The sequence below is a fragment of the Paenibacillus sp. PL91 genome, from assembly GCF_012935325.2.
GTDB lineage: Bacteria > Bacillota > Bacilli > Paenibacillales > Paenibacillaceae > Pristimantibacillus.
Window position 1 is genome coordinate 277,635 of sequence record NZ_JABBYG020000003.1, and the last position, 24,391, is coordinate 302,025.

Consider the following 24,391-nt stretch of genomic DNA (forward strand, 5'->3'; position numbering starts at 1 on the left):
CTAGCTATTGACGATTTTGTTGAAGGAATTCACCGTCAATACGTAATAGATCAGATAAATCATGACGTATAAACCCGTGGAAAATAGGACGGGCACCGTAAAATCGACGTTCACCAAATTCGAAAACAGCTTGGACATGGCGTTTACGACGATCACGCTGTGCGTTACGCCGAGTATAAGCGGAAGTCCAAAAATAAAGAGCGACTGCTTCGAAATGGTGCTTCGGATTTCTTTCCTTGTTACGCCTATTTTGCGTAAAACCTCATAGCGATCTTTATCCGAATGGGCTTCCGTCAGCTGCTTGAAATAGAGCACGCTGCCCGTAGCAGCTAGAAACACAAGCCCTAGGAAAACGGCCACAAACGTTCCGATTCCGGTATCTTCCAGCCCTTTTTTGTAAACGTTGTAGTAGGAGGACATTAGCGCTTGTTCCGCCCCCGTAAGCGCCATAAGCTGTTCAGAGGTTTCTACAGCCGTCATCTCGTCTGCCGCCTTATACGCTTTATAGACGATAGGAGCAGTCCGCTCAGCAAGCTCCGAATACAGCCCATCGCTGATTACGATTACAAAGTCGGGAAACGTCCAGCTTAGCACTCGCTCTTCTATCAGCTGGCTGAACGATAGCTGCCAGCTTTGCTCAGCGAGTTCGATTGTAACCTGCTCCTTCTCATAGTCGGACCATTCGTTATCGTTATACATCGGAAGAATGGCAGCGGCCTGATCATCTGCCAGCTCCACGCTCGTATTTCTGTCCAGTGCTTGCGCAATAGCCTGATAAGTGCTGGCCGAAATCATTTTAATCGGCTTGTCGTCCTCCTCGGCATACCGCTCTGGCAGCAGCTCGGAGCTTGAAGTATGGCCGCCCGATTTGATAACCGGAATGTCGAGCTCTGCACGTATCGGATGCGCCTCGTCCGCCAGCACGATTTCCTTCACTTGCTGATCGAACGCTTTCCCCTGCGAAATGTGCATATAGCTGAATGGCGAGTGCTGATCGGCATGCTCGGTGTTCGTGTAATACTGGCTAAAAGCGATATTTGTCGCGAGCAGCGTAAACGCGCTTAGCAAGGCAATGAGCGTCAGCGTGCTCACATTTCCTCTCATGCGGAACAGCAGCTGCGACGTTCCAACGACATTTAAACCGCGATAATAACGGGCTTTATTTTTCTGAGAGAGGCGCAGAAGGTACACAGTCAAGGAACGGAATAGCAAATAGGTGCCGAATGTGATGCCGACAAAAGCAACCCCATAATTACGCATTAAGTCATCCTCGGTTTTGAAGGGCAAAGATATAAACCAATATCCCGTTGCAAGCAGCACGGCAGCTAGAATGGCAAATGGCAGCGATGGCTTAGGGATAACCTCCGCTTGCTTATCCGCTTGAAACAGCTCGATGAGCTTAAAGCGATAAATCAGCCTATAGCTTTGAATCGACGTGATCAAAATAATGATGACAAACACAACCATCGTATTCAAAAACGCGTTCGTCGATATGGAGAAGCCGATTTCTACCGTGGAGCCCAGCAGCTTCAAGAGCAGCATCGCGAACATTTTGGAGAGCAGCGTACCTACTAAAATGCCGACAGCGAGCACGATGGCGCTAATGATAAGATTTTCATAGAAGAGCATTTGGCCTATCGTCCGCTTTCGCACGCCGAGCAAGGAATAGAGGGCAACCTCCTTCTTCCTTTTGCGCGTGAAAAATGAGTTGGAATACCAGATGAATATGGCTACGAACAAGATCAATATGCCGGATGCCATCCTAAACGTCATCTCTAAATTTTTGGATAAGGCGATGCTGGCTTGAACGTCTGGACTGTATTGCAGCGATACGAACGTATGATAAATGACTACGCTGAACATCATTGAGATAAAATAAATGAAGTAATTGCGGAAGTTGCCCTTCATGTTTTTGAGTGCGGTACTAAATAAGGTCACCCGCTCCACCTCCAAGCACCGATAGCACATCCAATATTTTTCGGAAAAAGGCGCTGCGCGGCGTTTGGCCCTTCACTAATTCGGTAAAAATAACGCCATCCTTAATAAAGAGCACTCGGCTGCAATAGCTTGCCGCAAAGGCATCATGCGTCACCATTAAGAGCGTCGCTTGATCCTGTTCATTCAGAGCCTTCAGGCTCTCCAGCAAATCGGTTGCCGACTTCGAATCGAGCGCACCTGTCGGTTCATCAGCCAGCAGCAGACTCGGCCTTGCAATGATAGCCCGCGATGCCGCCGTACGCTGCTTCTGTCCGCCTGACAGCTGATAGGGATAACGATCAAGAAGCTGCCTGATTCCAAATTTCTCGGAAATGTCATCTACTCGGTTTTCCAGCTCTGCAACCTTCACTTTAGCGAGCGCGAGCGGCAGCAGGATGTTCTCCTTCACCGTCAGCGTGTCCAGCAAGTTATAATCTTGAAATAAGAAGCCAAGCTTGTCGCGGCGAAATTTTGACACCTGCTCCTCGTTCATTGCATGCAGATTGACTCCGTCAATGGAGATGCTCCCAGACGTTGGCTCGTCGATTGCCGCGATCAGATGCAGCAGCGTCGACTTGCCTGAGCCGGATGGGCCCATAATGCCGACAAACTCGCCCTCTAGCACCGTCAGATCAATTTCTTGCAGAGCTGTCGACACATTGCCCTTGGAGCCGTATATTTTTTTGACCTGCTTTGCTTCTACTACCGTTCTCATCTATTGTACCTCCGCTTTTGTAACGATTTGTCTTCTGCGCATACCTTATTCTACCGCAGCCAATCTTCATTTGGTCTTACAACTCGGCCTCCAACCTTACAATTTTGTTAGGATCGATGAAATAGGTTTACGGCGGCAAGCAACGTTTCGTAGTATAGAGACGAAGCCGTTAACGGCTTAATTGGAGGAGTCCGCTATGAAAATAATGATTGTGGAGGATGATCGCACGATTGCCCAGATGCTCGGTGAAACGCTTGGCAAATGGGGCTTCGAAGCGGTAATCGCTGATGATTTCGAACATATTTTGCAGCTTTTTTTGAATGAAAACCCGCATCTCGTACTAATGGACATCAATTTGCCATCCTTTGACGGCTTTCATTGGTGCCATCAAATAAGGGAGGTTTCCAACGTCCCGATTCTATTTCTATCCTCCCGCGATACGCCGCTCGATATGATTATGGCGATGAATATGGGCGGGGATGACTTTGTTCAGAAGCCGTTTTTCACGGACGTATTGCTTGCAAAAATTAATGCGCTGCTCCGCAGAACCTATTCCTACATTGAAGTGAGCGCTAGTGTCGTCGAGCATGACGGCATCGTCCTAAGCCTGAAGGATGGCGATGTACGCTGCGGCGAGCTTAAAGCGGAGCTGACGAAAACCGAGTTTATTATTTTGCATATGCTCATGAAGCATAAAGGCTCGATCGTAACGCGCACAAAAATGATGCGCAGCCTGTGGGAGGATGAAAGCTTCGTAGACGACAATACGCTGACCGTCAACATCACACGCCTGCGCAAGAAGCTCGCGGAGCTTGGCAAGGCAAGCTTCATTACGACCAAGAAAGGACAAGGGTATATCATTCTATGAGCTTCGCACACTATATGAAGGACAAACGTTTTTTCTGTCTGCTTTATGCTGCGATCATGCTGTTCGTTTCGGTCATCTTATATGTGGGCGACTCGGCAAGCGCCTCTGTCAGCAATGTCGTTTATGTTAACGCCGTATGCCTCATAGTTGCTGCACTGTATATCGGAATCGGCTACTTTTATCGGCGAAAGTTTTACCGTGAGCTGACCGCAGTCATCGAGCAAGGAGGCGATGCTATGATTGCTGCCCTTCCAGCGCCCCAGACCGCAGAGCAATCGCTGTACTTGCAGCATATCAGGAAGCTGCAGCGCGAGCATGCCGAGCAGCTTCAGCAGCTTGTGAACGAGAAGCGGGATCACCAGGACTTCATTATGTCATGGATTCATGAGGTGAAGCTTCCTATTGCTGCGAGCCGCATGCTCATTAACAATTGCGAGGACAAGAGCGTCGATTATCTCATCGACAAGTTTGAGGATGAACTGGGCAAAATCGATAGCTATGTCGAGCAGGCGCTCTATTATTCGCGTATCGACTCGTTCTCGCGCGACTATTTTATAACCGAGATCCGCCTTGCACAAATGATGAAGAGCAGCGTCAAAAAATACGCGAAGCTGTTTATTAACAAACGAATCCGCTTCGTGATGGAAGACACCGATTACTTCGTCCAAAGCGACAGCAAATGGCTGGCGTTCATAATCGATCAGATTACGGCCAACAGCTTAAAATATACGAACGAAGGCGGGCAGCTGACGGTCAGCTTTGAAGCGGACAGCAAGGAACAGCGCATGCTTATTTCAGACACAGGCATCGGCATCGCTCCTGAGGATTTGACGCGCGTATTCGAGAAAGGTTTTACGGGCACCAACGGCAGAAGCCAATCAAAGTCCACGGGAATGGGACTATATTTGGCAAAGCAGCTGGCGCTTAAGCTAGGCCATGATTTATCTATTCAGTCCGAGGAAGGAAGTATGACGAAGGTGACTATTCATTTTCCGAAAATAAGAAATTACGGGGAGTGGTACAGCCGCTAATGACCCCTAATTAACTATTGACAAAAAAATATTTTTGTGGTATAATATAATATTTTTCTATTTACATGGTTTCTTTCGCCTGATAGTATGTAATTTGAAATCGGTGTTATCCTTGTACCATAAACGTCAATATAGTAGCGGAGGGTTAAGATGAACATTGCAAGCGGAGTTAACATGCTGTCGATCTCAGCGGTGATGAGGGGTGAAATGGTAACGATTTATCCTGCATTGATCTCGGATAACGATACGGCGATTCTAGTGGATACAGGATATCCAGGGCAGCTTCCGTTAGTAAAGGAGCAAATAGAGCGGGCCGGCATTTCCTTTGACAAGCTTAGAAAAATCATCATAACCCACCAAGACATCGACCATATTGGCAGTTTGCCGGCCATTTTGGAGGCGCTGCCGCAGCAGGCAGAAGTGCTCGCAACTGAAATCGAAGCGCCTTATATCCAAGGGGAAAAGCGTCTGATCAAAATTACACCCGAATCTATCGAGAGTGCGATGAAAGCTTTGCCGGCTGAAGTATCGGAAGAATGGCGAGCCTCCTTCCGCAAGACGCTGGAAAATCCGCCTAGCGCGAGCGTTGATGCTTTTCTCGCATACGGGCAGGAGCTGCCTTATTGCGGCGGAATTACCGTTATCGGTACGCCAGGACATACGCCAGGACATATCAGCCTCTATCATAAAGCTAGCAAAACGTTGATTGCTGCCGACGCGTTAGTCGTCGAAAATGATCAGCTGCTCGGGCCTATTCCGAGCTACTGTCACGATTACGAATTGGCGCTGCAATCGCTCCGCCAATTAACCCAATATGATATTGAAACCGTTATTTGCTATCATGGCGGCTTGTACTCCGATCACGTAAATGAACGGATTGTGGAGCTGGCAAGGTAGAATGATTGACGAGCAGATGATTGGAATTAGTTAGGCAAAGCTATGTATGCCCAGTCAGAGATTTGCCTAACTACATCAGCAAAGGTTGTCCTTTGAAGCTTGAAGGAAAATCTCCTGCTAATTATGCAGCATTACGCTGATAAGCTCCTTTTAGATGGAAATTATCCTTCTAAATGCAAGAAATCGGCTAATTATCTAGAGTATCCGCTGAATTAGTAGGATACGCGAGCGACAAAAATCGAGCGCGTCCCAAACCATTTGCAAAAACGCCTCCAACACCACTTCGCGAGTAGGGTTGGAGGCGTTTTTGGGGCTAGTGGCTTCCTGTCGGAAGATGGATCTGAAAATCGATAAATGTGACCCCTTATAGCCCGCCAGCTAGAGCTTTTCTTAAAAACTGCCCCGTGTAAGAGGCTGGGATCTCCGCTACCTGCTCTGGCGTTCCGGCTGCGATAAGCTCACCGCCTGCTGCGCCGCCCTCTGGGCCAATGTCTATGATATAGTCTGACTCGCGAATAAGCTCCAAGCTATGCTCGACCAAGATGACCGTATTCCCGGCATCCACCAATTTGTTCAGCAGCACGAGCAGTTGTCCAACATCGGTAGGATGCAGTCCTGTTGTTGGCTCATCCAGCAAATAAAGCGTATGCGTATTGGATTTTTTGTTCAGCTCCTTGGCGAGCTTAATGCGCTGCCCTTCTCCGCCGGACAACGTTTTGACCGACTGCCCCAGCTGCAAATAGCCAAGTCCAACCTCGCACAACAGCTCGATCATGCTCGCAATTTTCTCCTTGCTTCTAAACACGGACAAGCTCTCTTGTACCGTCATATTGAGCAAATCCGAAATCGAATAGCCTTCATAGGTTACGCGGAGCACCTCATCCTTAAACCGTTTCCCTTTGCAAGCTGTGCAGCGCACCTCAAGATCAGGAAGGAAATTCATATCCACCGTCAATACGCCAAGGCCTTGGCAGGTCTCGCAGCGGCCTCCTGGCGTATTAAAGGAAAAATGCTTCGAGGTAAGCTTGTTATTCTTCGCCTCCGGCAGCGCCGCAAACAAGTTTCGCAGCTGCGTAAATATATCGGTGTAGGTTGCGACGTTCGAGCGCTGCATGCGGCCTAGCGGTGACTGGTCAACCATGATCAGATTCCCGACATGCTCGAAGCCTTTAATGCTGTCGCAGCCATCTATTTGCTGCTCACCCGAACCGCCCTTTGCGAGCAAATCGAATAGCAGGGTCGACTTGCCGGAGCCTGACACGCCCGTTACCGAAATAAGGCTTCCAAGCGGGAACATAACGTCTATATTTTTTAGATTTCGGGCATGCGCATTCGATATGGTGAGCTGCTTGCCGCTTCCGCCCCTTCTGCTCCGTGCCGGTGCCGGCAAGCTTTCGCTGCGCAAGTATGCACCTGTAACCGAATGCTCGCTTGCCATTAAATCCTCCAAGCTTCCTTCGCCAACCACCGTTCCTCCAAGGTAACCAGCGCCTGGGCCAATGTCGATGATATGATCCGCAGCACGCATCACTTCTACGTCATGCTCGATGACAAGAACGGTATTGCCTAAATCGCGCAGCTGCAGCAACACCCGAATCAAGCCTGATGTATCGCGTGGATGAAGGCCCGTTGTCGGCTCGTCCAAAATATATAGGACGCCGGTTAAGCCCGAGCCAAGCAGCGAAGCTAGTCTGAGCCGCTGCGACTCGCCGCCGGAGAGCGATACGGTTTGCCGCTCAAGCGAAAGGTAGCCAAGGCCCACGTCTATGATGCGCTCCAATCGAAGCGGCATATCCGCCATAACAGGCGCCAGCAAAGGAAGCCCCTCAGGAGGCATCGCTTCCCGCAGGCTTTTCGTCCAAGTGAGCACATCCTCCAGCGACCACGAGGAAACGTCCGAGATGGAAGCTCCCGCTACGATTACTGAACGGCTTTCCTTCTTGAGGCGCTTGCCATTGCAAGACGTACACCCCTGCTGCTTAAAATAATCTCCATCCTTCTCGATCCCTCCCTGCTCGCCATCCTTCTCCTTGTACCGCCTCCACAATCCGGTTACGATGCCTTCAAACTTCCCAGCCCCAACCGTCTTTGGCAGCTTGGCATTTGGAAAGTGACGAATGAACGCCTCGCTTTCTACGCCGTAATAAAGCAGATCCCGCTGAATTTCCGAGTAATCCTTCAAGGGCATGTCAGGATCAAATCCAAATCCGTAATGCTTTCCTGCAGCGACTAAAATGTTGGAAAAGTACTCCATATACGCATCGTACAAGTAAGTTACGCAGCCCTCCCGCAAACTTAGTTCCTGTTTGAATACAGCATCTAAATTAAGCGTTGCAACATGCCCTAGACCGCCGCACGACTCGCAAGCTCCCTCTGGCTTATTGAATGAAAAATGCGACATTCCTAATTTCTCATGCTCGGCATGGCAGCTCGGGCAGTGAATCGTTTGCCTTTCCTCCTCTTCCTCTGCTGTCGTTATGCCGCTGCCGCTCTCGTCGTCAAAGCTCGGAGGAATGCTCTCGCCGCAGGAGGAGCAGCTGCGCGTACCCAGCCGGGAATACACAAAGCGCAGATAGGTGTAAATATCCGTTACCGTACCTACTGTCGAACGCGGATTTCTGTTCGTGACATGCTGTCCGACGCTAATCGAGGGGGACAGTCCTGCTATCGATTCAACCTTTGGCTTGCTGATCGAGTCGGACACCATGCCCATCGACTCCATATATTGCCGCTGGCATTCCTTTTGCAGCGTATCCATGGCAAGCGTTGATTTCCCCGACCCCGACGGTCCCGTCAATACAACAAGCTTATACTTCGGAATCGATAGCGAGACATTTTTCAAATTATTTTCGTTTGCGCCTTTAATAACAATGTAATCCTTCATGCGTGTCCTCCTAAATTTCAGATCATGTAAAATAGTAAAAAGTTGAATCGCTGGCTGCCTGCAACCATTCCTTTCCTGATATTAATTCCAGCATACTACATTAATGCAAGTGGTAAGGTTGAAGCATTTTAGGTCTTAGATAAAGGACTATATTTGACAAAACATTAACTCAGCAGTTTAATGTTTTTAGGAATGCTCGGAGGTGACTTTATGACGGTACGGCCCATAGATATTGCAAGAAAATTGAAGATCAGCACCACCGCTTTGCGGCATTATGAGAGCTGGAGGATTATTCCGCCGGTTGAACGGGGAGCGAACGGTTACCGGATTTATACGGAGGAGCATATCGCTTATTTCGAATGCATACGGGCGATGAATGAAGGCTTTGGCATGATGCTTACCAAAAATGTGCTGTGGAAGGTTTTGGACGGGAGGATTAATGAAGCGTTATGGCTGATGAATGAATCCCAAGCATCGCTGCACCGCGATAAGACGATTGCCGAGAAGACGATCCGAGCGCTGGAAACGGATGAAATCGATTTGCTGAACCCATCCGGAAAACGGAAATGGATGACCATCGGTGAAGTATCCGAAGAAACGACGATCCCTAGCTCTGCCATCCGTCACTGGGAGAAAATGGGGCTAATCACGATTCACCGCGACAAGGAAAACGGCTATCGCAGCTTCAGCCCCGCCAACCTTCGCCAAATTTTAATCATTCGCACTTTTAAGTCGGCTATTTGGTCGCTTGAGATCATTCAGCAGGTCATCAAGGAGGTAGACGACAACAATGTGGAAAATGCGATCAAGATTGCCCGGGAATCGCTACAGCTCCTTGATCAGATCAACAGAAGCCAGCTGCGCGGCGCTCATTACTTGTATATGCTTCTTCACTTGAGGGATCAGATCCATTAATTATCACGTACGTTTAACGCTGCTCGGGCACTCTAATGTAATCCGATACGCTGGACTCAAGTAAACCGATCAAGTCTTCATTCATATATTCGAATTCATCCGGTATATGGAGGCAAATCACCTTTTTACCAGCCAGGGCGCTGTTAAATCTCCCCTGCAGCCTTCTCACATGCTTCTTTTCCATCGCAAAAATGAGATCAGCCCAGCCAATATGCCCTTCCGTTACTTTAATGCGAGCGTTTTCTTCCGTACCCGCAGACCTTACCTCATGCCCGTCCACACCTTGAAAAATAGTCTCGGCCGTCAAGCTCCGCCACTTGTTTCTGCTGCAAATAAATAATAGCCGTATTGGACCCACTCTCCTATTCTGTTTCTTCTAACGAGCCTGTCCATAGGCTCGATTTCATGCCGCTTCGAGCGCTTGGCATGTTCAGGCAAGGCGCCGTATCCGAGGAGCAGATCAAGGGTATCATCGCTCTGATGAATGAAGTGAAATAAGGTTTTTTTTGCGAGAAAAAAGCTGTCCCATCAGGTCTTTGCGGACCGATGGGGCAGCTTATTTTTTTGCGTCAGTCGGCGCATTCAAGCAAATTTTGGAGCTCATGATAAAGCTCAAGCTCAGATAAAATGCTCTTGCAGCGCCTAAGCATCCCCTTATCATCATAAATCCGATTCTCGTGCTGCGCGTCGCGAATAAATGCAAGCTTCGTCTCCGGGCTCGCCGCTTTAAGCATCGCTCTCATCTCCTGCTCATCGTTCCAATTGATGGACAGCGGCTGCGCTGCTGTCTGATTAGTCCGGCCTGCCAGCGGTACGATGCCGATCGAATCAAGCGTTTGGATACGAATAAGCTGCTCCCTTTGCTTACGTAGGCTTTCGATATATTCAGCCAAATCGGGGATGATGGCCAGATTAAAAATCTCCTTCAGCCTCTGTAGTGCTGGCGTCAGCTCCTCCCCGCCCGTTTGCCCAGCTTTGCTTACATCAAATGCAGCGATGCTATTATATAAAATGCTTTTGTCCGTACATAAAATACGAAGAAAGTCCTTTATGTTGCTCGCAATCAACCAAGTTTCCGAACCAAAATCCATCGGCGATACGACGGCTATATAGGCATTCTCGAGGTCAGTAATTGTCCCAAAATCAGTCACGAAGCAATAATGAATGCCGTCTACACCGGGACTTGCGAAAGGAATGAAGTCAGGCGGCGTGCAGGGATAACGCATATCGTACTTCTGCATACGCAGTCCGATCTCCAAATCCATCTCGCTTCCTAGCTCCTCCTCCAGCTCATAGAGGCGCTGAATCGTAGGAGGCAGCTCGTATTTCCCATACTGGCGATGGATGCGCGGCACAAGGTCGATCTCTTCTTCATGCTGGATCTGGCCAAACGATACCGTTGAGGACAGTTGCCCGGGGGCCATTTTCGCATACTCGTCGATTATATTCGGCACATGCTCCCTTGTCAGCTTAACCCCAGATGCCGTCTTATACAGCAGCATAAGGTCTTTCTCGTTCCATTCCAGCAAAACCTCCGCCGTCAGCTCGCCCTTATGCGCAAATAGACGCAGAAGTATGGCATCAAGCTGCGCACGCAAAGCATTCTTTGCGAGTCCGTACTCCTCTAAAATTAAATCGATCATTTGCTGCTTGTCCATGCGCCACTCCCTCTTCTTAACTAGTATAGCTCAGTCATATAATCCCAATTATACCAAATAGAATAAAGAGATAACTAGCTTTGAGTACGAGACCAGCAGTGAATATTTCCGATGATAGATTGAGAGAAAGAGTCTTTATCGCCTTTTAATCGCAGCGCTGCTTGCTGTTCATGAAGTTCTATTTCAAACAACTGCTCAATGTGATAAACGCCTCGCGGAAGCTTGCTGCCATACACCCCTTTCACGACGGCAGTTGCTGTCTTCGCTGTTATCTCAGCCTCCTTCACGCCTTGCAGCCCAAACTCGGCTACGGCAGCGGCACCTGCTATATTCCCATAGCCAGCAACCTTTATTGCATAACGAGCCGAGCCGTAGCGAAGCTTCCCAAACGACTGAATCACCAGCTGTCTAAATGATTTGGCGGTTAATAAACGATCGAAGCGGCTCCTCTTCAGCAGAGCCATAGAACGGGTAACCATTCGGGAGTCAAAGCATAAACGCGTAGACACAGACGGCACACCGAGCGTGCGCGAGAGCGTCTGCTGGTCAGAGAAGGGAAAGCGGTAAGCAGTCCTTTTTCCTAGACCATCGCCAAAATCCGTTTTCAGACCCTCTGTAAAGCTCTTTATGTTCCTTTTGCGCCCTGCTTCGGTAATCGCATATGAAGCAGCAAGGCTATCAACCGTCCATTCGATTGCCGCTTTGCCGTGCTCATCGCCTAGCCCAAGCATAATCGCAATATCGATTTGATTCACGCCATCCAAGGACTGAAATGCCTTCAGCGCTAGCAGATTCGTAAGTCCTGGCGCAAGCCCCACGCTTAATACCGCTGTTCCGCCAATTCCCTCTGTCCTCTCATTCATCTGCTCCATCGCTTCCAAAAAAACGCCATTCGCCGATACGTCCACATAGTCTGTTCCAGCGAGAAGGCATGCCCTCGCAAACGTGGTATCCGTCTGATCGAGACACATAACGACAAGCTTCACTCGCTCTAGCTGTTTCTCGTCAAGGGGCTCCCCTACCGTTAATCGCAAAGGCTTTATGTTAGAGCGTTTGCCGCTGCAAAATTGCTGCGCACGCTCGAAGCTCCTGCCTGCCGCATATACCTTGCCAGGATAATAAAGGGCTAGTTGCTCGCATATTTGCCCTCCCACGTGGCCGTAGCCACCTACTACAATGATGTCGGTTTTCATAGCTGCAGACTCCTATTCTCAAACAATCTGTTCATCCTCCCAACCATTCGTTAAAATGAAAGAAGAATTATTTTTCATTATAGAGATGAACCCATAAACCGCTATCCCATAAATGTGGGATTTATAATAAGGGAGTCCGCTCATGCTCGAAACAAAGGAAGCCGTCAAGCGGCAATTATTGAAATTAGCTTCTGCTCCACTATCGTTGCAGGTCTATCGCGAATCCGCTATATCCCACTTAAGAGAGGCTGTGCCTTTCGCTGCAGCTTGCTTTACCTCGGTTGATCCAAATACGCTTCTCTCCACGGGAGCGTCTACCGAAGCAGCGGTTGAGGCGATCCACCACCAGCTATTTGAATATGAATATTTGCATAAGGATTTCAACAGCTATGAGCAGCTAGTCCAAGCGATTACGCCTGCTGCCACCTTAAGCGAAGAAACAGGCGGTCAGCTTGAGCGGAGCGGCCGTTACCGCGCAGTATTGCTGCCGGCAGGATTTGGCGATGAGCTGCGAGCTGCTCTGCTCTGCGAGGATGCATGCTGGGGTTTTTTAACGTTATTCCGTAAAGCAGATGAACCTCTTTTTCACATGCAGGAACGAATGTTTATCGCTTCGATTGCGCCGCTGCTCGCTAAATCTTTAAAAAAAATCAGCTTGGCGCTTCCTTTAACGGACGCAAATGGCATGATGGAGGAGCCGGGTATTCTTGTGCTGTCTGGCCAGCTTACGATTATGGCCTCGAACCAAGCAGCACATCATTGGCTATCCGCGTTAAGGAATATGGAACAAGTCGATGACGATATTTTGCCACGGCCGATAAGAGCGGTTTGCTCTAGAGCGCTGGCGCAAGCTGGAACAGGAGCCAGGGCAAAAGAAAAATGGGCGAAGGTATGCATCCGATTGCCAGATGGCCGGTATTTATCCATACGTGCAAGCAAGCTGGAGGATATACTCGGCACGATTCAGTTAGCGGTTGCGCTAGAGGCAGCTAAGCCGTCAGACATCCTCCCGCTTATTGCGGAGGCATATGGGCTGACAGCACGCGAGAAGCAAATACTCGAGCGGATTATTAGAGGGTTTTCGACGAAGGAGCTAGCTCGATCCCTTCATATTTCGGCATATACCGTTCAGGACCATCTTAAGTCGATATTTGCCAAAACAGGCTTTAGCAGCAGACGCGAGCTTATGTGGGAATTGTTCTCCAGACATAGTCTGGGGTGAATGCTTGCCGCGCATGCAAAAAAGAGGCGTGCAATTACGCACAGCCTCTCATCCCTTTTTTCTCGATTATTCCGTTGGGTTGACTGCATTAGGGTCCATATAGAAAACTTCCCAGAGATGCCCGTCAAGGTCCTGAAAGCCCCATTGATACATAAAACCATGGTCAACGGCTTCTTTGGAATGCGCAGCGCCGGCAGCGTGTGCTTTGTTGACTAGCTCAACCACTTGCTCTCTGTTTTCAGCTGATAAGGCTAAAATGACCTCGGATGTTGTTTTTGTATCGGCAATGTCTTTTAAGATGAACGATTTGAAGTAGTCTTCTACCAGCAGCATAGCAAAAATATTGTCTCCGATAACCATACATGTTGCATTCTCGTCTGTAAATTGGGCGTTAAACTCAAATCCTAGCTCCGTAAAAAACTCCACCGATTTATTCAAATCCTTAACCGGTAAATTCACAAAAATATTAGCTGACTTAAAACCCATTACCTCTCACCTCATCGTTAGAATGTCATGCCATTGAACCATTTCGGCTCGTCTTTATAGCTTTATTCTAGCATGTAAATGCTGCAAATATTTCTTCTCGATTGCTATATTTAAGAAAACTTTACGCACGCACAAATAAGCCCCTGCTACAGCCGAATTTCCTCTTATTTTTCAAAAAAAGAAGGCCGGCCGCTTTCATACATCCGCTCCAGCTTGTCAATCTCGGCAGATATCTCGTGAAGCCAGTCCGCATCATTTGTCATGCTAGCCATTAATCCAAGATTGTATTGCTCGGCCAGCCTTTGCGCATATTTGGCATTCAGCTTCAGGCATGCATTCAGTTCTGAGCATTCCTGTTCCGTCAGCTTTCGGCTCTGCTGCAGCAGCCACAGCTCTGCAAGTCGCCAGTGAATATTCATCATAGCGATCATTCCAATCGGTCTATAAGTACAATCCTTTTTATTATCGCCCCATTTATTGGTAATTAATCATGTTTGGGGCAGATTGCCTATCAATGAATGTTTCATCCCTATCAAATTTGTTTTATTACTTATTAATGAATTAGAGAGGGAGTGAGAGCATGACGGACAAGAAGACCTACTACGTATCCATCTCTGGCAAGCGGGTGGAGCCTGAGCCTTCCATCAATGACCAGCTAACGGTAACCGCAACGCAAAAGGAGATCGATGAGCTCCAGCTGCTGCTGGATCAAATTCAGAGGGATGACGAGAAGACACAATTCCGTGCACCCATCCCCTATAAATCCGCCGACCATGACGAGGCGACGGACAAATTCAATGAGGACATCATCAAGGTTTATGACACCGTTTATGCCATAGGCACGAAAGAGACAAGGGATCATATTCGTCAAATGAATATTTTGCCAAAGCTGCAGGACCCGGATTATAACTATCCTGGCTATGAGCGCTGAAGCGTCTTACGGAAAGAGGCTGTTACAGAAGGCGTTATGCCTATTGCGACAGCTTTTTTTGTATTGCGCGATAGGTTGGATAGGGTTGCTTGTGCAGCTGAATGCAAACACAACGCTAAGCCTATTGGTTATTGCTGCCTAATGAAAATAAAGTTTTAGGCTGGTTCAATAAAAGAAACAGCTGCCGAATAAGACGTGAAAAATAAAGTCTTAGACTGCAGCTGCTGTTTCGGCCTGTGATTGAACTAACGTTCTTCGTTAGTTCAACGTTTCTTTGCCCATTCTATAACCGATTGAATGAATGGTGCTTTCAGAAGACACCAATTATAACGGCATGAGCGTATTCCACCTAACTCCGATTAGCGTAGCGACTTGAATGCGGCGCGGAGTTCCGCAGTGAAAAGTTCTGGCTGCTCCCACGCCGCGAAGTGTCCGCCCTTGTCGAGCTTGTTGTAATACATGAGTTTGGGATACGCCCGCTCTGCCCAACTCTTCGGCGCTTGATAGAGCTCGTCAGGAAAGACGCTTACGGCAACCGGAATGGAGACGCCCTTGACGGTGAAAAAGGGGTACTTGTTCTCCCAGTAGAGACGAGCCGAAGAAATCGCCGTGTTAGTCAGCCAGTAGAGCGTGATGTTGTCGAGGACATCGTCTCGCGTAAGGCCTTCGGGGTGTCCGGCAAAGGCCTTCGAGATCAGCTCCAGACTACGCGCGTCATGGTCAATCATAAAGGCTGCCAAACCGACGGGCGAATCCGCCAGTCCGGTCAGCGTCTGCGGGCGCGTCCCCATCAATTGGGCGTAGCCGCTGTGCTTGTAAAAGAAGTCTAGCTGCTTGTACGCGCGCTTTTCGTCATCCGAGAGACCGGAGGGCGGCGGGCTGTCGCACTTGAGCGCCTTATCAATGTAGGCCGGAACCGTGCCAGGCATGTTGGAGTGAATGCCAACCAGCCCCGGAGGCGCCTGTACAGCCATCAAATCCGTGATAAGCGCACCCCAGTCGCCTCCCTGTGCCACATACTTTGTGTATCCAAGGCGCTTCATCAGCTCTGCCCAGGCACGTGCTATATGGTCGGGATCCCAGCCGGTCGTGGTTGGCTTGCCCGAAAATCCGTAGCCAGGCATCGATGGAATCACCAGATCGAAAGCGTCCGATGCCTTCCCGCCATATGCCGTGGGGTTGGTAAGCGGCTCGACAACCTTCAGCAACTCGATGATCGAGCCGGGCCATCCGTGCGTGACGATGAGCGGCATAGCACCTTTATGCTTCGAACGAACGTGAATGAAGTGAATGTCCAGACCATCGATCTCGGTGATGAACTGCGGCAGGGCGTTCATCTTCGTCTCGATCTTGCGCCAGTCGTAATCTGTCGCCCAATAGCGCGCGAGTTCCTGAATCGTCGCGAGCTGCACGCCTTGCGATTGATCCGAGACCGTTTCCTTATCAGGCCATTTTGTCGTGTTTATGCGCCTGCGCAATTCAGTAAGTTCCGCATCCGGAATATTCACATGAAACGGACGAATGGCGTTCTTGTCTGTAGGTAGCTTTTTTATCTCCTTTTGATTTTTGGATTTTTGGGGAGTTTCTTGCGGATTCCCGCCTTTAGCATTGGCATAAGTGCCGCAGACCGTCAATCCTAGGGACAGGACCAAAATCATTGGCAAACGAAACCAGTATCTGCTGCTCATAAGTAGTAACACTCCATTCGGAAAGTTTTTATGGATACCCTTCCATTAGATTCCATCCGGAGTGCGATTCTTATCCATTTTTCGGAGAAAATGCTGAAACACCTAGCAGTCTAAGTTATCTGAGGAAGAAAAAGAGGTGTGCGAACGCTGCTCCGCAGCACGCGGCGGAGAACTCGCTAAACCGCATTCCTGCCGATGCACCGAATGAAAAGTGGCTTACCGATGTAACGGAATTCAAGTACGGTCAAGGAATGCGAGAAGTATTATTTGCACACGTACCATACTTTTGAGGAGCTTAAGAGGGACATCGAGGCCTACATTCACCTTTACAACAACGAACGATTACAAGCAAAACTAAACGGCCTCAGTCCTATGGAATACAGGACCAAGGCCGCCTAATTATTTATTTTTCCAGAAAGCTGACACCCACTTTATTTTACAAGTGTAAGCTGTTCTCCTGGCTGGAGAGCGAAGCCTTCGATTCCTTGCTCCTTCAGCTGTGCGGTGAAGGCTGCAGTATCTTGCACGATGCCTGGGAAAGTGCTGTGATGAACCGGGATCACGTTCTTTGCTTGCAGCCACTTTGCTGCAATCAGAGCATCCTTAGGTCCCATTGTGTAAAAATCCCCGATCGGCAGTACCGCGTAATCAATATCGTGGAGCTCGCCGATCATTTTCATATCTCCGAACAAGGAGGTGTCGCCGGCATGATAAAGCGTAACTCCGTTCCAATCCAAGACAAATCCGCCCGGCATGCCTGCATAGACGATGCTTTGGGAATCGTCCGCTATAATAGAAGAGCTGTGGAATGCGTGAACAAGCTTTGCTCTGGCAAATCCCAAGTCCACAGTTCCTCCGATGTTCATTCCGATCGTTTTCAGGCCCTTCCAAGAGTAATAGGTAGCGAGCTCAAAGGTGGCGATAATGGTCGCATCGTTAGCTCTGGCGATAGCTTCCGCATCAGCGGTGTGATCTGTGTGTCCGTGTGTAAGCAAGATGTATTGAACTTGAATGTCCTCGGCTTTCGCTTTGGCAACGGGATTGCCGCTCAGGAACGGATCGATGATGATCGAGCGCTCTCCATCCGAGATCTCAATGCAAGAGTGTCCGTGAAAAATAAGGTTCATTTTTTCTCCTCCGTATACTTTTTATTATTCGTTTGACGACAATGTGAGTATATTCTTCATTTATTTTTTTGTCAAATTACTGTAATATGATGATAGCAAGTTTTCTGGAAGGGGATCAAAAACCGAATGCTGTCAATCGAGAAGCAGATACTTTTCCTGCTGACAAAAAAGCGTTGCATGCATGCTAAAGAATTAGTACAAATTTATACGAAACGCGGCTATAAGGAGCAGTCGATCAGGAACGTTCTATCACGAATGAAGAAAGAAAAGTATATTCATGCGGAAGAACGTTCCCTGTATTCCATAATGGACAAAGGGGAGCAGTTTGTATCCTTCGTGAACCGGAAACCGCGGCAATACGATGTGGACTGGAACCGTAAATGGTATTTCGTGCACTTCGAGGTACCGGAGCCGGAGAGGCAAAGAAGGGATCAATTCCGTATGCAGCTGCTGCAGCTTGGCTTCGGTCAACTATATAAAGGCGTATATGTCTCTCCTTGGGACTACAGAAAGCAGCTTTTGTCATTGATTCATGCGGCCTCCATGGATGAATACGTCACTATCTCGGAAGCGTCGATTTTGTTTCGGGATATTACCCCCGAGCGGGCAGCCGACATTTGGCCTCTAGCCGACATCCATCGCCTGCACCAGGAGAAGTGGCAATGGTATCAAGACGAATTCGTGCCGGCTTTGAATAAGGAAATCAGGGGTAGGATGGATCCCTTAGAGCTGTTTGTCCTTTATTTGCATGTCGGAGAGGTTATCAGTGAGATTAGCCTTAGGGATCCCATGCTTCCGGTGTCTCTGCTTCCATACGATTGGATGGGTCATCGCGTAATCGCGGAGTTGTATCGTTCGTTTCAGTCGTTCGCCACCCTCATCCCCAGCTCTTCAAACTATTATCAATTTCTCGTGTAAACACGTGAGTATCCGGACAATGCTGCCCGTTATGTGAGCAAAGGCTGTCGTTCATGGCCGGCAGCCTTTCAAGGTAAATATAATAATAACGATTGCTTGGAAAACAAACTCATTTGGATAAGTGGTCTATTCTTTGAGCTTGGTTATTGGCGACCAGATTTGCCAATACTGAAGATACCGGCTGTCTCAAAGGGGAAGTGTGATAATACTTTTTCGAAAATTTGGCATGACGAGTGACCAGAATATGGGCCAAACGGGGTAATTAAGTTTTTGATGACCGTTTGCTTTGAGGGATACAAAACCACCCCCTGAAAGAGAGTGAAACTGGTGATAACACCTGAACCGATAGAGTTGGAATACATAAAAAGACTAAGTGACGAAGAGAATACTCTGATCGAAGCGCTACGGACGATCCATATGCCTCCTGCAGCTGCTTTACTGCTGGTTAGGAACGAGCTGAAAGGACCGTTGGAAAACGGGTCAATGGTAGAGATCCTGGACGTGTTTTTGGCGAGGCATATGTGAAACAAGTGGTGGAATCGATTGCGGATGCGGCAGCAAGAAGGAGACTGCAAAAAAAGAGCCGTAAGGCAAAATAAAAGCACCACTTGGGTGCTTTAAGCTGAGCTGATATTTCGGCACTTGGGAAATGCACTGCAACGTAGAATTCACCCTTAGATCCTTTCATTAGAACCACAGCGCGAGCAGATACGTTCTACCTGAGGCAGCTGCTTCTTTACAGCTTATGCACTTGGGGCTGCAGTAATCAGTTGTGCCCTTATATAGGTATAGAATATCTACAGGACTGTCTTCTCTTTTGTTTAATACAGAAAAAGCTGTCCTTTTTTTCACACCCGCTTTTTATACACCCACATTGCAAAGAAATAGGCTACGAGCAAAATCCCAACGCACCACGCAAGAGCGACCCATATATCATTGCCCACCGGCTGTCCTGACAGTAGCGCACGAATGGCTTCCACTATCGAGGTCATCCGTTTACGGTCGCGGTTCCGCTGTCTTGTTTGAGCAGCGTGGTGAGGATTTTGACAATCGTTGCCTTGCCCGCCCCGTTGGAGCCGAGCAGGGCGAAAATACTGCCCTTTTCCACCTCGAAATCAACGCCCTTTAGGACTTGATGCTGCTCGTAGGACTTTTGCAGTCTAATGATTTGATCGAATTATTTTGCATAACTTCCCCCTCCTTATCGAACAGTAACCTTGGACAAATCGGCACCCATGCCTTTAAGCGCAGCATAGGTCAGCTTATCCATGAATGCGCCGTCAAAGCAAATGGTTTTGATGGAACGGTAATACTTATTGGTCAACGAAAAATACGCCTGAAAAGACACATTCTTGAGTGTAGCGCCCCTAAACGAAACTTCGTTTAATGCCGACTTGTCAAACTTAACGCCGATAAAGGTTTGCCCGTCAAGACGCAGCCCGCTCAGGTCGGAATCTTTGAAGACCACGCCGTCAAAGATACAACCTTCAAAGATTGTTTTTCTAAGGTCGGTCTTGGTTAGCGTGACGTCGGTCAATTTTACGCCTGTGAATTTTGTTCCGTCCATCCCCGTAATGCTGAAGTTGGTGCGTACAAGGATCGATTCATTGAAGCTCGCATCCGAAAGGTCTAGGGCGGATAGGCTACAGTCAGTCAGATTCGCGCCGTCAAAATTGGCTTCACGTACGTCGCTGGCCTTAAACGAACTGCCGGTCAAGTCTGCGCCCGCAAAGTCGGAACCGCGTAACGCGCTCGATGTAAAATTTCCTTTATGCGCAATAACGCCAGCAAAGTCGCTCTTTGGCAGGTTGCTCGCGCTAAAGTTTATCAGCACCTGCCGCTCTAGCGAGCGGGAGAGGTTAGCCACCTCTTGTACCGTTTGCTCAATGTCGCCGATGCTGTCAATGGTCATCTCAAAAGCGGTTTCATCGTCCTTGCCTTCGGCTTTAAGTTCACGGTACCTCTCCTGTAAATCGGTGAGCAGGTCGGCTTTTAATTCGGTGACGCTTTTTACCCCATCGTATGGCGTAAAAACGCCGTTCAAATAGTTCGTCAATTTCTGATTCATCACATCAAATCTCCTTATAATAAGTTTTCTAACACGCGCTTTGAATACTCCCAATTGCTTTTGTTGCGGGCATAAGCATCCTTACCCTTTTCGGTAATCCTAAAATACTTGCGCCGTCCGCCCTGAGATTCATCGCCCCAATACCATTCTATATCACCATCCGTCTCAAGCCGCCGGACGCTGGAGTACATCGTGGCTTCCTTTAATTCATACTCGCCGCCCGAGCGCTCGGCAATCAGCTTGACAATCTCGTACCCGTAGCGGTCAGCTTCGGATAAGAGCCGTAAAATCATCGTATCGGTATGTCCGCGCAGCAGGTCGGATGTAATTTTGTTCTCGCTCATATAATCACCTCCGTATTTGTATAATACGACAAACTACCATGAGTGTCAAGGTAATGGTTTAAGTTAAATACTTTGTTTGAAAAGTAAGTAGAACCCTTTATTTTATTTGATTTTCTTAAGTTTAGGTCTTGATCATTTTCAGTCTAATACTTTATTTTCTTTCAACAATTGCAGCGCCTTTCCTATGTAGTTAGTTAAATTTAGCAGCCTCGCAGCAACACGTGAACAGGAAAAACTCCAGCTAATTTCAAGCTTATTTGCACATCTGACTCCATTAACGGGAAATTATGACTGTAAATTTGCAGTTCGGTGGCTTTCCAGAGATTATTTGTTGAATTAGCATGAGAAATTCCTTCAATATTCTATTTTCACTGATTTCTAATAAACTTAGCGGGAGCTTTTCCTGTTAATTACATTTTAGCCGATCGCTATTATTGAAGAGCATGTCGATGCTGCGACCATATAACTACAACAACCTTTAAGAGAAATGTGTAACCCTACGGCATAAAAAAAACCGCTCGCATGAAGCGACCGGCTCTTACCCAGCGTCTATTCAAATAAGCTAACCGCCTTATCCTTCACTTCCTTGAGCATTTCTTGGCGGGCGGCATCATCGATTTGCGGTACGCTGCCAAAGAAAAGATGACCGACTGGCTCAATGCCGCAAAACTCGTAAATCCCCGTATCCGAAGTGATGGTGAGGCCTTCATACATGCCAGTCTTGCTGTAAATTTCCGCAGGAGTCCCATGCGTGTTAATGATAAGCCCCTTCTTCCCCGCCAGCAGCTTTCGAATATTTCCGTCCTCCCCATACGCATAGGCGAAACCGTATGAGAATACGCGATCGACATAGCCTTTAATTAGAGCGGGCAAGCCCGTCCACCAAATCGGATAGACCATCGTGAATGCATCTGCCCATTTCACATGCTCCTGCTCTGTCTTAATGTCCGATGGCGTATTGCCCTCGCGCAGCGCTTCAAAATCGTCACCCTTAAGCACAGGATCGAATTCCATCGCATACAAGTCTCTGACAACAACCTCGTGGCCTTTCGCCTTCAACGATCCGATAAACGCATCAACAATCGCATTGTTGAAGCTATCCGGATTAGGATGACAATAGACGATTAAGTGCTTCATGAACAAGCTACACCTCCGCAGATATAGTAATCTGCCTTAGTGTGGCCTTATAGGCTCATATTATGTAAGCCCGCCTACAGCAATGCATGCTGAAGGCCAAATAAAAGTGCCTTTCATGCATTTATTTGACCTTCCCAAAATCCTTTATGACGACTTTCGCCGTACACTCAACATCCACGTTTGGATATACTTCCTGCCAATTCAGGCTCTTCCACTCTTCATAGCTTAATGAATTTCTCACATATTTGCCGATCCCAAAACTATCGACGTTATACTTCTGCGTCAGCTTAATGACGGTTTCTGCTTCATGAACGATATACACGGCCATTAACCTCTCAATCTCCTTGCGATCCTTATCTTTGCTAATTTGAAGAATGCCGGAGTATTCCTGGATTGAACCGTTTATGTCCAAGTTGATACGGATTTTAAATGTTTTCTCTTTGCTATGTTTCACGTGTATTTTCCGCTTGCTTATAATGGAGTCGAACAAGAGACGCTCTTTTTTGTTTGCAAATTTTCCGAGATTCATACTGATCTCGCCACTTTTGAAATTTTTACTTAACATCGAGAATATAAGCGACTTTTCGGGGACAACTTTAGCCACGTATCTATCCTCATCGAAAAGAGCAATTCCATCGAAGGAAATATTTTTAACGCCCTCTTTAATAATCGGAGCAACCGGGTCAATACCATCATCGAAGTAGTCCCTAGTAAAATCATATATCGTAACGGTAGGAATATTCATATCTTCCGCTTCCTTATCCAGCATTCTATCAATATATTGACCGGTTCGCGGGTGCTGGGGATAATTTTTTATGAGCAGATTATGCGCACGACCGTTCACCACCACGACCTTTACCGTTTGCGCAATGGCCGGATCTCGATTCAAATTATCGATATGCTCCCAAATCCCGGCTTTAGCCAGCTTCAAGCCAAATAAGGTGTTTCGCAGCTGTCCGCTCGCAATTGAAAGCTCGGTTTGTCCGGCAAAATTAATTTTAGCTTCTTTAATCGTGTGGGCTGTCGTAGATAATGTTTCTCTTAGCATTTTCCCTTCCGGGTCGGCCTTTGGAATATCAATCGTGATGAGAAGATTTTTATCTGATTGCTCCTCTTTATCGGGAAGCAAATCATAGCTTGTGGATTGAACGAATCCTTGCTTCTCCAATATACGCTGATCTCCGCATCCGGTAAGAATAACAAAAGACACCAGCGCAAGTACTGCGAATGGTTTAAGCCTCATTTTGGTCTAGCTCCTTTGTGAATCAGTAGAATGAAGATTAGCAATAGAGGCAAGCCGACCGCAACACCGAGCTCGGCATAGCCCAAATATTGCAGCCATTTCCCGACTTCATTTAACGAATCAGGAATCCATGCTACTAAATATGCTGCAGTGAGAATGATAAAAGCCAATATTTTTTTATTTACTTTCGGAGCCATGCGTGCCAATGTTTCTTGAGCAGACCAAACATACACCACCACTGTAATAATGGTCGTAAATAAGAAAAAGCCAAACAATAAATTTTCGATACGTTCAATAAAGGGCAGCTGAATATACGAAAGGATGTCCAGTAGAGGATAAATCATATTCCGCAGTTGCTCAAAGCTATAAAATCCAAAACAAATCAAGCAAAATATAAGATAGGCAACGGTTGTGATCCCATTTCCAATGTAAACAGCCCTAAAAAATTTCTTTTTATGATCAACGTGCGGAAATAGCAATAAGGAAAGCTCATATCCCAAAAACGCTGTATAAACGATAAACCCGCCTTCTAGGAAATGGGTATCGCCTTTGAATAAATAGGGCGTAAGCCTTGCCAGCTCGAAATCTTTCGTAAAAAAGAACAATAGCAGAAACATCCATATCGTCAACCAAAAAAAACTGGTAGCCGCCTTTGAAATATTGTATATCCCTTTAATAACCAGCAGAAAAGCAAGAATATCCACAAGCAACTTCAAAAACATGGTGTGGGTTGTGTTATAGGACACGATTTGAAAAATATAAACGTAGTTTTTGATGACCAAGCAGCCCGTTATCGCCCATATGCCAATTAGAATCACATATAGAGGATAGAGGATCAACCTCGGAAGCGAGCCTTCTAAAATTTGAAAAATCGACCTGCCTTTCCCGATTTGGTAAACAAGAGAGATGATATAAATATTCAGGTTTACCAATAGGGAGATCCCGATTAATGCCAACCACCCGTTGTAACCGAAATTTTCTGCCAATAAACGAGGGAGACTCATAATGATAACCCCCGTTTGATTCATATAAATTAGTATCGCGATATGAAACGGATAAAGCTTCTCTTCCTTCAATGGTTGCTCCCTG

Annotated in this window: 23 protein-coding genes and 2 pseudogenes; 8 read left to right on the plus strand and 17 right to left on the minus strand. The window is 47.5% G+C overall.

The window, feature by feature from the left end; all coding sequences use genetic code 11:
- The gene (locus HI950_RS09950; protein ID WP_169083781.1) at nt 1–1,938 is read right to left on the minus strand and encodes an FtsX-like permease family protein; all 1,938 of its coding nucleotides are present in this window, start codon (nt 1,936–1,938) and stop codon (nt 1–3) included.
- On the minus strand, nt 1,925–2,692 hold the full coding sequence (locus HI950_RS09955; protein ID WP_169083780.1) for an ABC transporter ATP-binding protein: 768 nt from the start codon (nt 2,690–2,692) through the stop codon (nt 1,925–1,927). The genes HI950_RS09950 and HI950_RS09955 overlap by 14 nt, the downstream gene beginning before the upstream one ends.
- A 196-nt stretch (nt 2,693–2,888) precedes the next feature.
- Between HI950_RS09955 and HI950_RS09960 the strand changes: the two genes are divergently transcribed.
- The 3 genes from HI950_RS09960 (at nt 2,889) to HI950_RS09970 (ending at nt 5,488) form a co-directional block, all read left to right on the plus strand.
- Nucleotides 2,889–3,560 (plus strand): response regulator transcription factor, encoded by a 672-nt coding sequence (locus HI950_RS09960; RefSeq protein ID WP_169083779.1) that lies wholly within the window; start codon nt 2,889–2,891, stop codon nt 3,558–3,560.
- Nucleotides 3,557–4,591, plus strand: coding sequence for a sensor histidine kinase (locus tag HI950_RS09965; protein WP_169083778.1), 1,035 nt, complete (start codon nt 3,557–3,559; stop codon nt 4,589–4,591). The genes HI950_RS09960 and HI950_RS09965 overlap by 4 nt, the downstream gene beginning before the upstream one ends.
- A 150-nt stretch (nt 4,592–4,741) precedes the next feature.
- Entirely contained in the window at nt 4,742–5,488 is a 747-nt protein-coding gene (locus HI950_RS09970; protein WP_169083777.1) for an MBL fold metallo-hydrolase, read from the plus strand.
- A gap of 364 nt (nt 5,489–5,852) precedes the next feature.
- Here HI950_RS09970 and uvrA read toward each other — a convergent pair whose 3' ends face one another.
- The gene (gene uvrA, locus HI950_RS09975; protein WP_169083776.1) at nt 5,853–8,372 is read right to left on the minus strand and encodes an excinuclease ABC subunit UvrA; all 2,520 of its coding nucleotides are present in this window, start codon (nt 8,370–8,372) and stop codon (nt 5,853–5,855) included.
- Between the two features lie 210 nt (nt 8,373–8,582).
- Between uvrA and HI950_RS09980 the strand changes: the two genes are divergently transcribed.
- Complete coding sequence (locus tag HI950_RS09980; RefSeq protein WP_169083775.1) at nt 8,583–9,287, plus strand: MerR family transcriptional regulator; 705 nt, start codon at nt 8,583–8,585, stop codon at nt 9,285–9,287.
- Between the two features lie 13 nt (nt 9,288–9,300).
- Here HI950_RS09980 and HI950_RS09985 read toward each other — a convergent pair whose 3' ends face one another.
- The 3 genes from HI950_RS09985 to HI950_RS09995 form a co-directional block, all read right to left on the minus strand.
- Nucleotides 9,301–9,636 carry a low molecular weight protein tyrosine phosphatase family protein gene (locus tag HI950_RS09985; protein ID WP_169084019.1) on the minus strand — a complete coding sequence of 112 codons (336 nt, stop codon included), beginning with the start codon at nt 9,634–9,636 and terminating at the stop codon, nt 9,301–9,303.
- Nucleotides 9,637–9,856: 220 nt separating this feature from the next.
- On the minus strand, nt 9,857–10,945 hold the full coding sequence (locus HI950_RS09990; RefSeq protein ID WP_169083774.1) for a hypothetical protein: 1,089 nt from the start codon (nt 10,943–10,945) through the stop codon (nt 9,857–9,859).
- Nucleotides 10,946–11,019: 74 nt separating this feature from the next.
- Nucleotides 11,020–12,138 (minus strand): saccharopine dehydrogenase family protein, encoded by a 1,119-nt coding sequence (locus tag HI950_RS09995; protein WP_169083773.1) that lies wholly within the window; start codon nt 12,136–12,138, stop codon nt 11,020–11,022.
- 142 nt (nt 12,139–12,280) lie between these two features.
- Between HI950_RS09995 and HI950_RS10000 the strand changes: the two genes are divergently transcribed.
- The gene (locus tag HI950_RS10000) at nt 12,281–13,360 is read left to right on the plus strand and encodes a helix-turn-helix domain-containing protein (protein ID WP_169083772.1); all 1,080 of its coding nucleotides are present in this window, start codon (nt 12,281–12,283) and stop codon (nt 13,358–13,360) included.
- A 66-nt stretch (nt 13,361–13,426) separates the two neighbouring features.
- Here the strand turns inward: HI950_RS10000 and HI950_RS10005 are convergent, their stop codons facing one another.
- Together HI950_RS10005 and HI950_RS10010 are read right to left on the minus strand one after the other, a co-directional pair.
- Entirely contained in the window at nt 13,427–13,846 is a 420-nt protein-coding gene (locus tag HI950_RS10005) for a VOC family protein (RefSeq protein ID WP_169083771.1), read from the minus strand.
- Between the two features lie 164 nt (nt 13,847–14,010).
- Entirely contained in the window at nt 14,011–14,268 is a 258-nt protein-coding gene (locus HI950_RS10010; RefSeq protein WP_169083770.1) for a DUF7667 family protein, read from the minus strand.
- A gap of 158 nt (nt 14,269–14,426) precedes the next feature.
- Between HI950_RS10010 and HI950_RS10015 the strand changes: the two genes are divergently transcribed.
- Nucleotides 14,427–14,777: a hypothetical protein gene (locus tag HI950_RS10015; protein WP_169083769.1), complete on the plus strand. Its 351-nt coding sequence runs from the start codon at nt 14,427–14,429 to the stop codon at nt 14,775–14,777.
- A gap of 359 nt (nt 14,778–15,136) precedes the next feature.
- On the opposite strand, the gene HI950_RS10020 is transcribed toward HI950_RS10015, so the two are convergent.
- Entirely contained in the window at nt 15,137–16,465 is a 1,329-nt protein-coding gene (locus HI950_RS10020) for an epoxide hydrolase family protein (RefSeq protein WP_223285200.1), read from the minus strand.
- Nucleotides 16,466–16,732: 267 nt separating this feature from the next.
- Between HI950_RS10020 and HI950_RS10025 the strand changes: the two genes are divergently transcribed.
- Entirely contained in the window at nt 16,733–16,864 is a 132-nt protein-coding gene (locus HI950_RS10025; RefSeq protein WP_169083768.1) for an IS3 family transposase, read from the plus strand.
- A 32-nt stretch (nt 16,865–16,896) separates the two neighbouring features.
- On the opposite strand, the gene HI950_RS10030 is transcribed toward HI950_RS10025, so the two are convergent.
- Nucleotides 16,897–17,592 carry a metal-dependent hydrolase gene (locus HI950_RS10030; RefSeq protein WP_169083767.1) on the minus strand — a complete coding sequence of 232 codons (696 nt, stop codon included), beginning with the start codon at nt 17,590–17,592 and terminating at the stop codon, nt 16,897–16,899.
- Between the two features lie 126 nt (nt 17,593–17,718).
- Here HI950_RS10030 and HI950_RS10035 point away from each other — a divergent pair, with 126 nt between their 5' ends.
- Nucleotides 17,719–18,510: a PaaX family transcriptional regulator C-terminal domain-containing protein gene (locus HI950_RS10035; protein WP_169083766.1), complete on the plus strand. Its 792-nt coding sequence runs from the start codon at nt 17,719–17,721 to the stop codon at nt 18,508–18,510.
- An 848-nt stretch (nt 18,511–19,358) separates the two neighbouring features.
- On the opposite strand, the pseudogene HI950_RS36965 reads toward HI950_RS10035, so the two are convergent.
- From HI950_RS36965 to HI950_RS10065, 7 genes and pseudogenes are all read right to left on the minus strand, one after another.
- Nucleotides 19,359–19,502, minus strand: a pseudogene (locus HI950_RS36965) (ABC transporter permease); the annotation flags it as partial.
- A pseudogene (locus HI950_RS10040) lies at nt 19,502–19,678 on the minus strand (ATP-binding cassette domain-containing protein); the annotation flags it as partial. The pseudogenes HI950_RS10040 and HI950_RS36965, both read right to left, overlap by 1 nt.
- Nucleotides 19,679–19,711: 33 nt before the next feature.
- The gene (locus HI950_RS10045; protein ID WP_169083765.1) at nt 19,712–20,578 is read right to left on the minus strand and encodes a pentapeptide repeat-containing protein; all 867 of its coding nucleotides are present in this window, start codon (nt 20,576–20,578) and stop codon (nt 19,712–19,714) included.
- A 14-nt stretch (nt 20,579–20,592) separates the two neighbouring features.
- Nucleotides 20,593–20,922 carry a PadR family transcriptional regulator gene (locus HI950_RS10050; protein ID WP_169083764.1) on the minus strand — a complete coding sequence of 110 codons (330 nt, stop codon included), beginning with the start codon at nt 20,920–20,922 and terminating at the stop codon, nt 20,593–20,595.
- A 549-nt stretch (nt 20,923–21,471) separates the two neighbouring features.
- Nucleotides 21,472–22,059 (minus strand): NAD(P)H-dependent oxidoreductase, encoded by a 588-nt coding sequence (locus HI950_RS10055; protein WP_169083763.1) that lies wholly within the window; start codon nt 22,057–22,059, stop codon nt 21,472–21,474.
- A gap of 121 nt (nt 22,060–22,180) precedes the next feature.
- Entirely contained in the window at nt 22,181–23,302 is a 1,122-nt protein-coding gene (locus tag HI950_RS10060) for a Ger(x)C family spore germination protein (protein ID WP_169083762.1), read from the minus strand.
- A complete protein-coding gene (locus HI950_RS10065; protein ID WP_169083761.1) occupies nt 23,299–24,378 on the minus strand; it encodes a GerAB/ArcD/ProY family transporter in 1,080 nt (359 codons plus the stop codon). The genes HI950_RS10060 and HI950_RS10065 overlap by 4 nt, the downstream gene beginning before the upstream one ends.
- Between the last annotated feature and the right edge of the window lie 13 nt (nt 24,379–24,391).

Coding starts and splice junctions, on each gene's coding strand:
- HI950_RS09955 (WP_169083780.1), bottom strand. CDS start 2,692: ATGAGAACGGTAGTAGAAGCAAAGCAGGTCAAAAAAATATACGGCTCC.
- HI950_RS09960 (WP_169083779.1), top strand. CDS start 2,889: ATGAAAATAATGATTGTGGAGGATGATCGCACGATTGCCCAGATGCTC.
- HI950_RS09965 (WP_169083778.1), top strand. CDS start 3,557: ATGAGCTTCGCACACTATATGAAGGACAAACGTTTTTTCTGTCTGCTT.
- HI950_RS09970 (WP_169083777.1), top strand. CDS start 4,742: ATGAACATTGCAAGCGGAGTTAACATGCTGTCGATCTCAGCGGTGATG.
- uvrA (WP_169083776.1), bottom strand. CDS start 8,372: ATGAAGGATTACATTGTTATTAAAGGCGCAAACGAAAATAATTTGAAA.
- HI950_RS09980 (WP_169083775.1), top strand. CDS start 8,583: ATGACGGTACGGCCCATAGATATTGCAAGAAAATTGAAGATCAGCACC.
- HI950_RS09990 (WP_169083774.1), bottom strand. CDS start 10,945: ATGGACAAGCAGCAAATGATCGATTTAATTTTAGAGGAGTACGGACTC.
- HI950_RS09995 (WP_169083773.1), bottom strand. CDS start 12,138: ATGAAAACCGACATCATTGTAGTAGGTGGCTACGGCCACGTGGGAGGG.
- HI950_RS10000 (WP_169083772.1), top strand. CDS start 12,281: ATGCTCGAAACAAAGGAAGCCGTCAAGCGGCAATTATTGAAATTAGCT.
- HI950_RS10005 (WP_169083771.1), bottom strand. CDS start 13,846: ATGGGTTTTAAGTCAGCTAATATTTTTGTGAATTTACCGGTTAAGGAT.
- HI950_RS10010 (WP_169083770.1), bottom strand. CDS start 14,268: ATGATGAATATTCACTGGCGACTTGCAGAGCTGTGGCTGCTGCAGCAG.
- HI950_RS10015 (WP_169083769.1), top strand. CDS start 14,427: ATGACGGACAAGAAGACCTACTACGTATCCATCTCTGGCAAGCGGGTG.
- HI950_RS10020 (WP_223285200.1), bottom strand. CDS start 16,465: ATGAGCAGCAGATACTGGTTTCGTTTGCCAATGATTTTGGTCCTGTCC.
- HI950_RS10030 (WP_169083767.1), bottom strand. CDS start 17,592: ATGAACCTTATTTTTCACGGACACTCTTGCATTGAGATCTCGGATGGA.
- HI950_RS10035 (WP_169083766.1), top strand. CDS start 17,719: ATGCTGTCAATCGAGAAGCAGATACTTTTCCTGCTGACAAAAAAGCGT.
- HI950_RS10045 (WP_169083765.1), bottom strand. CDS start 20,578: ATGAATCAGAAATTGACGAACTATTTGAACGGCGTTTTTACGCCATAC.
- HI950_RS10050 (WP_169083764.1), bottom strand. CDS start 20,922: ATGAGCGAGAACAAAATTACATCCGACCTGCTGCGCGGACATACCGAT.
- HI950_RS10055 (WP_169083763.1), bottom strand. CDS start 22,059: ATGAAGCACTTAATCGTCTATTGTCATCCTAATCCGGATAGCTTCAAC.
- HI950_RS10060 (WP_169083762.1), bottom strand. CDS start 23,302: ATGAGGCTTAAACCATTCGCAGTACTTGCGCTGGTGTCTTTTGTTATT.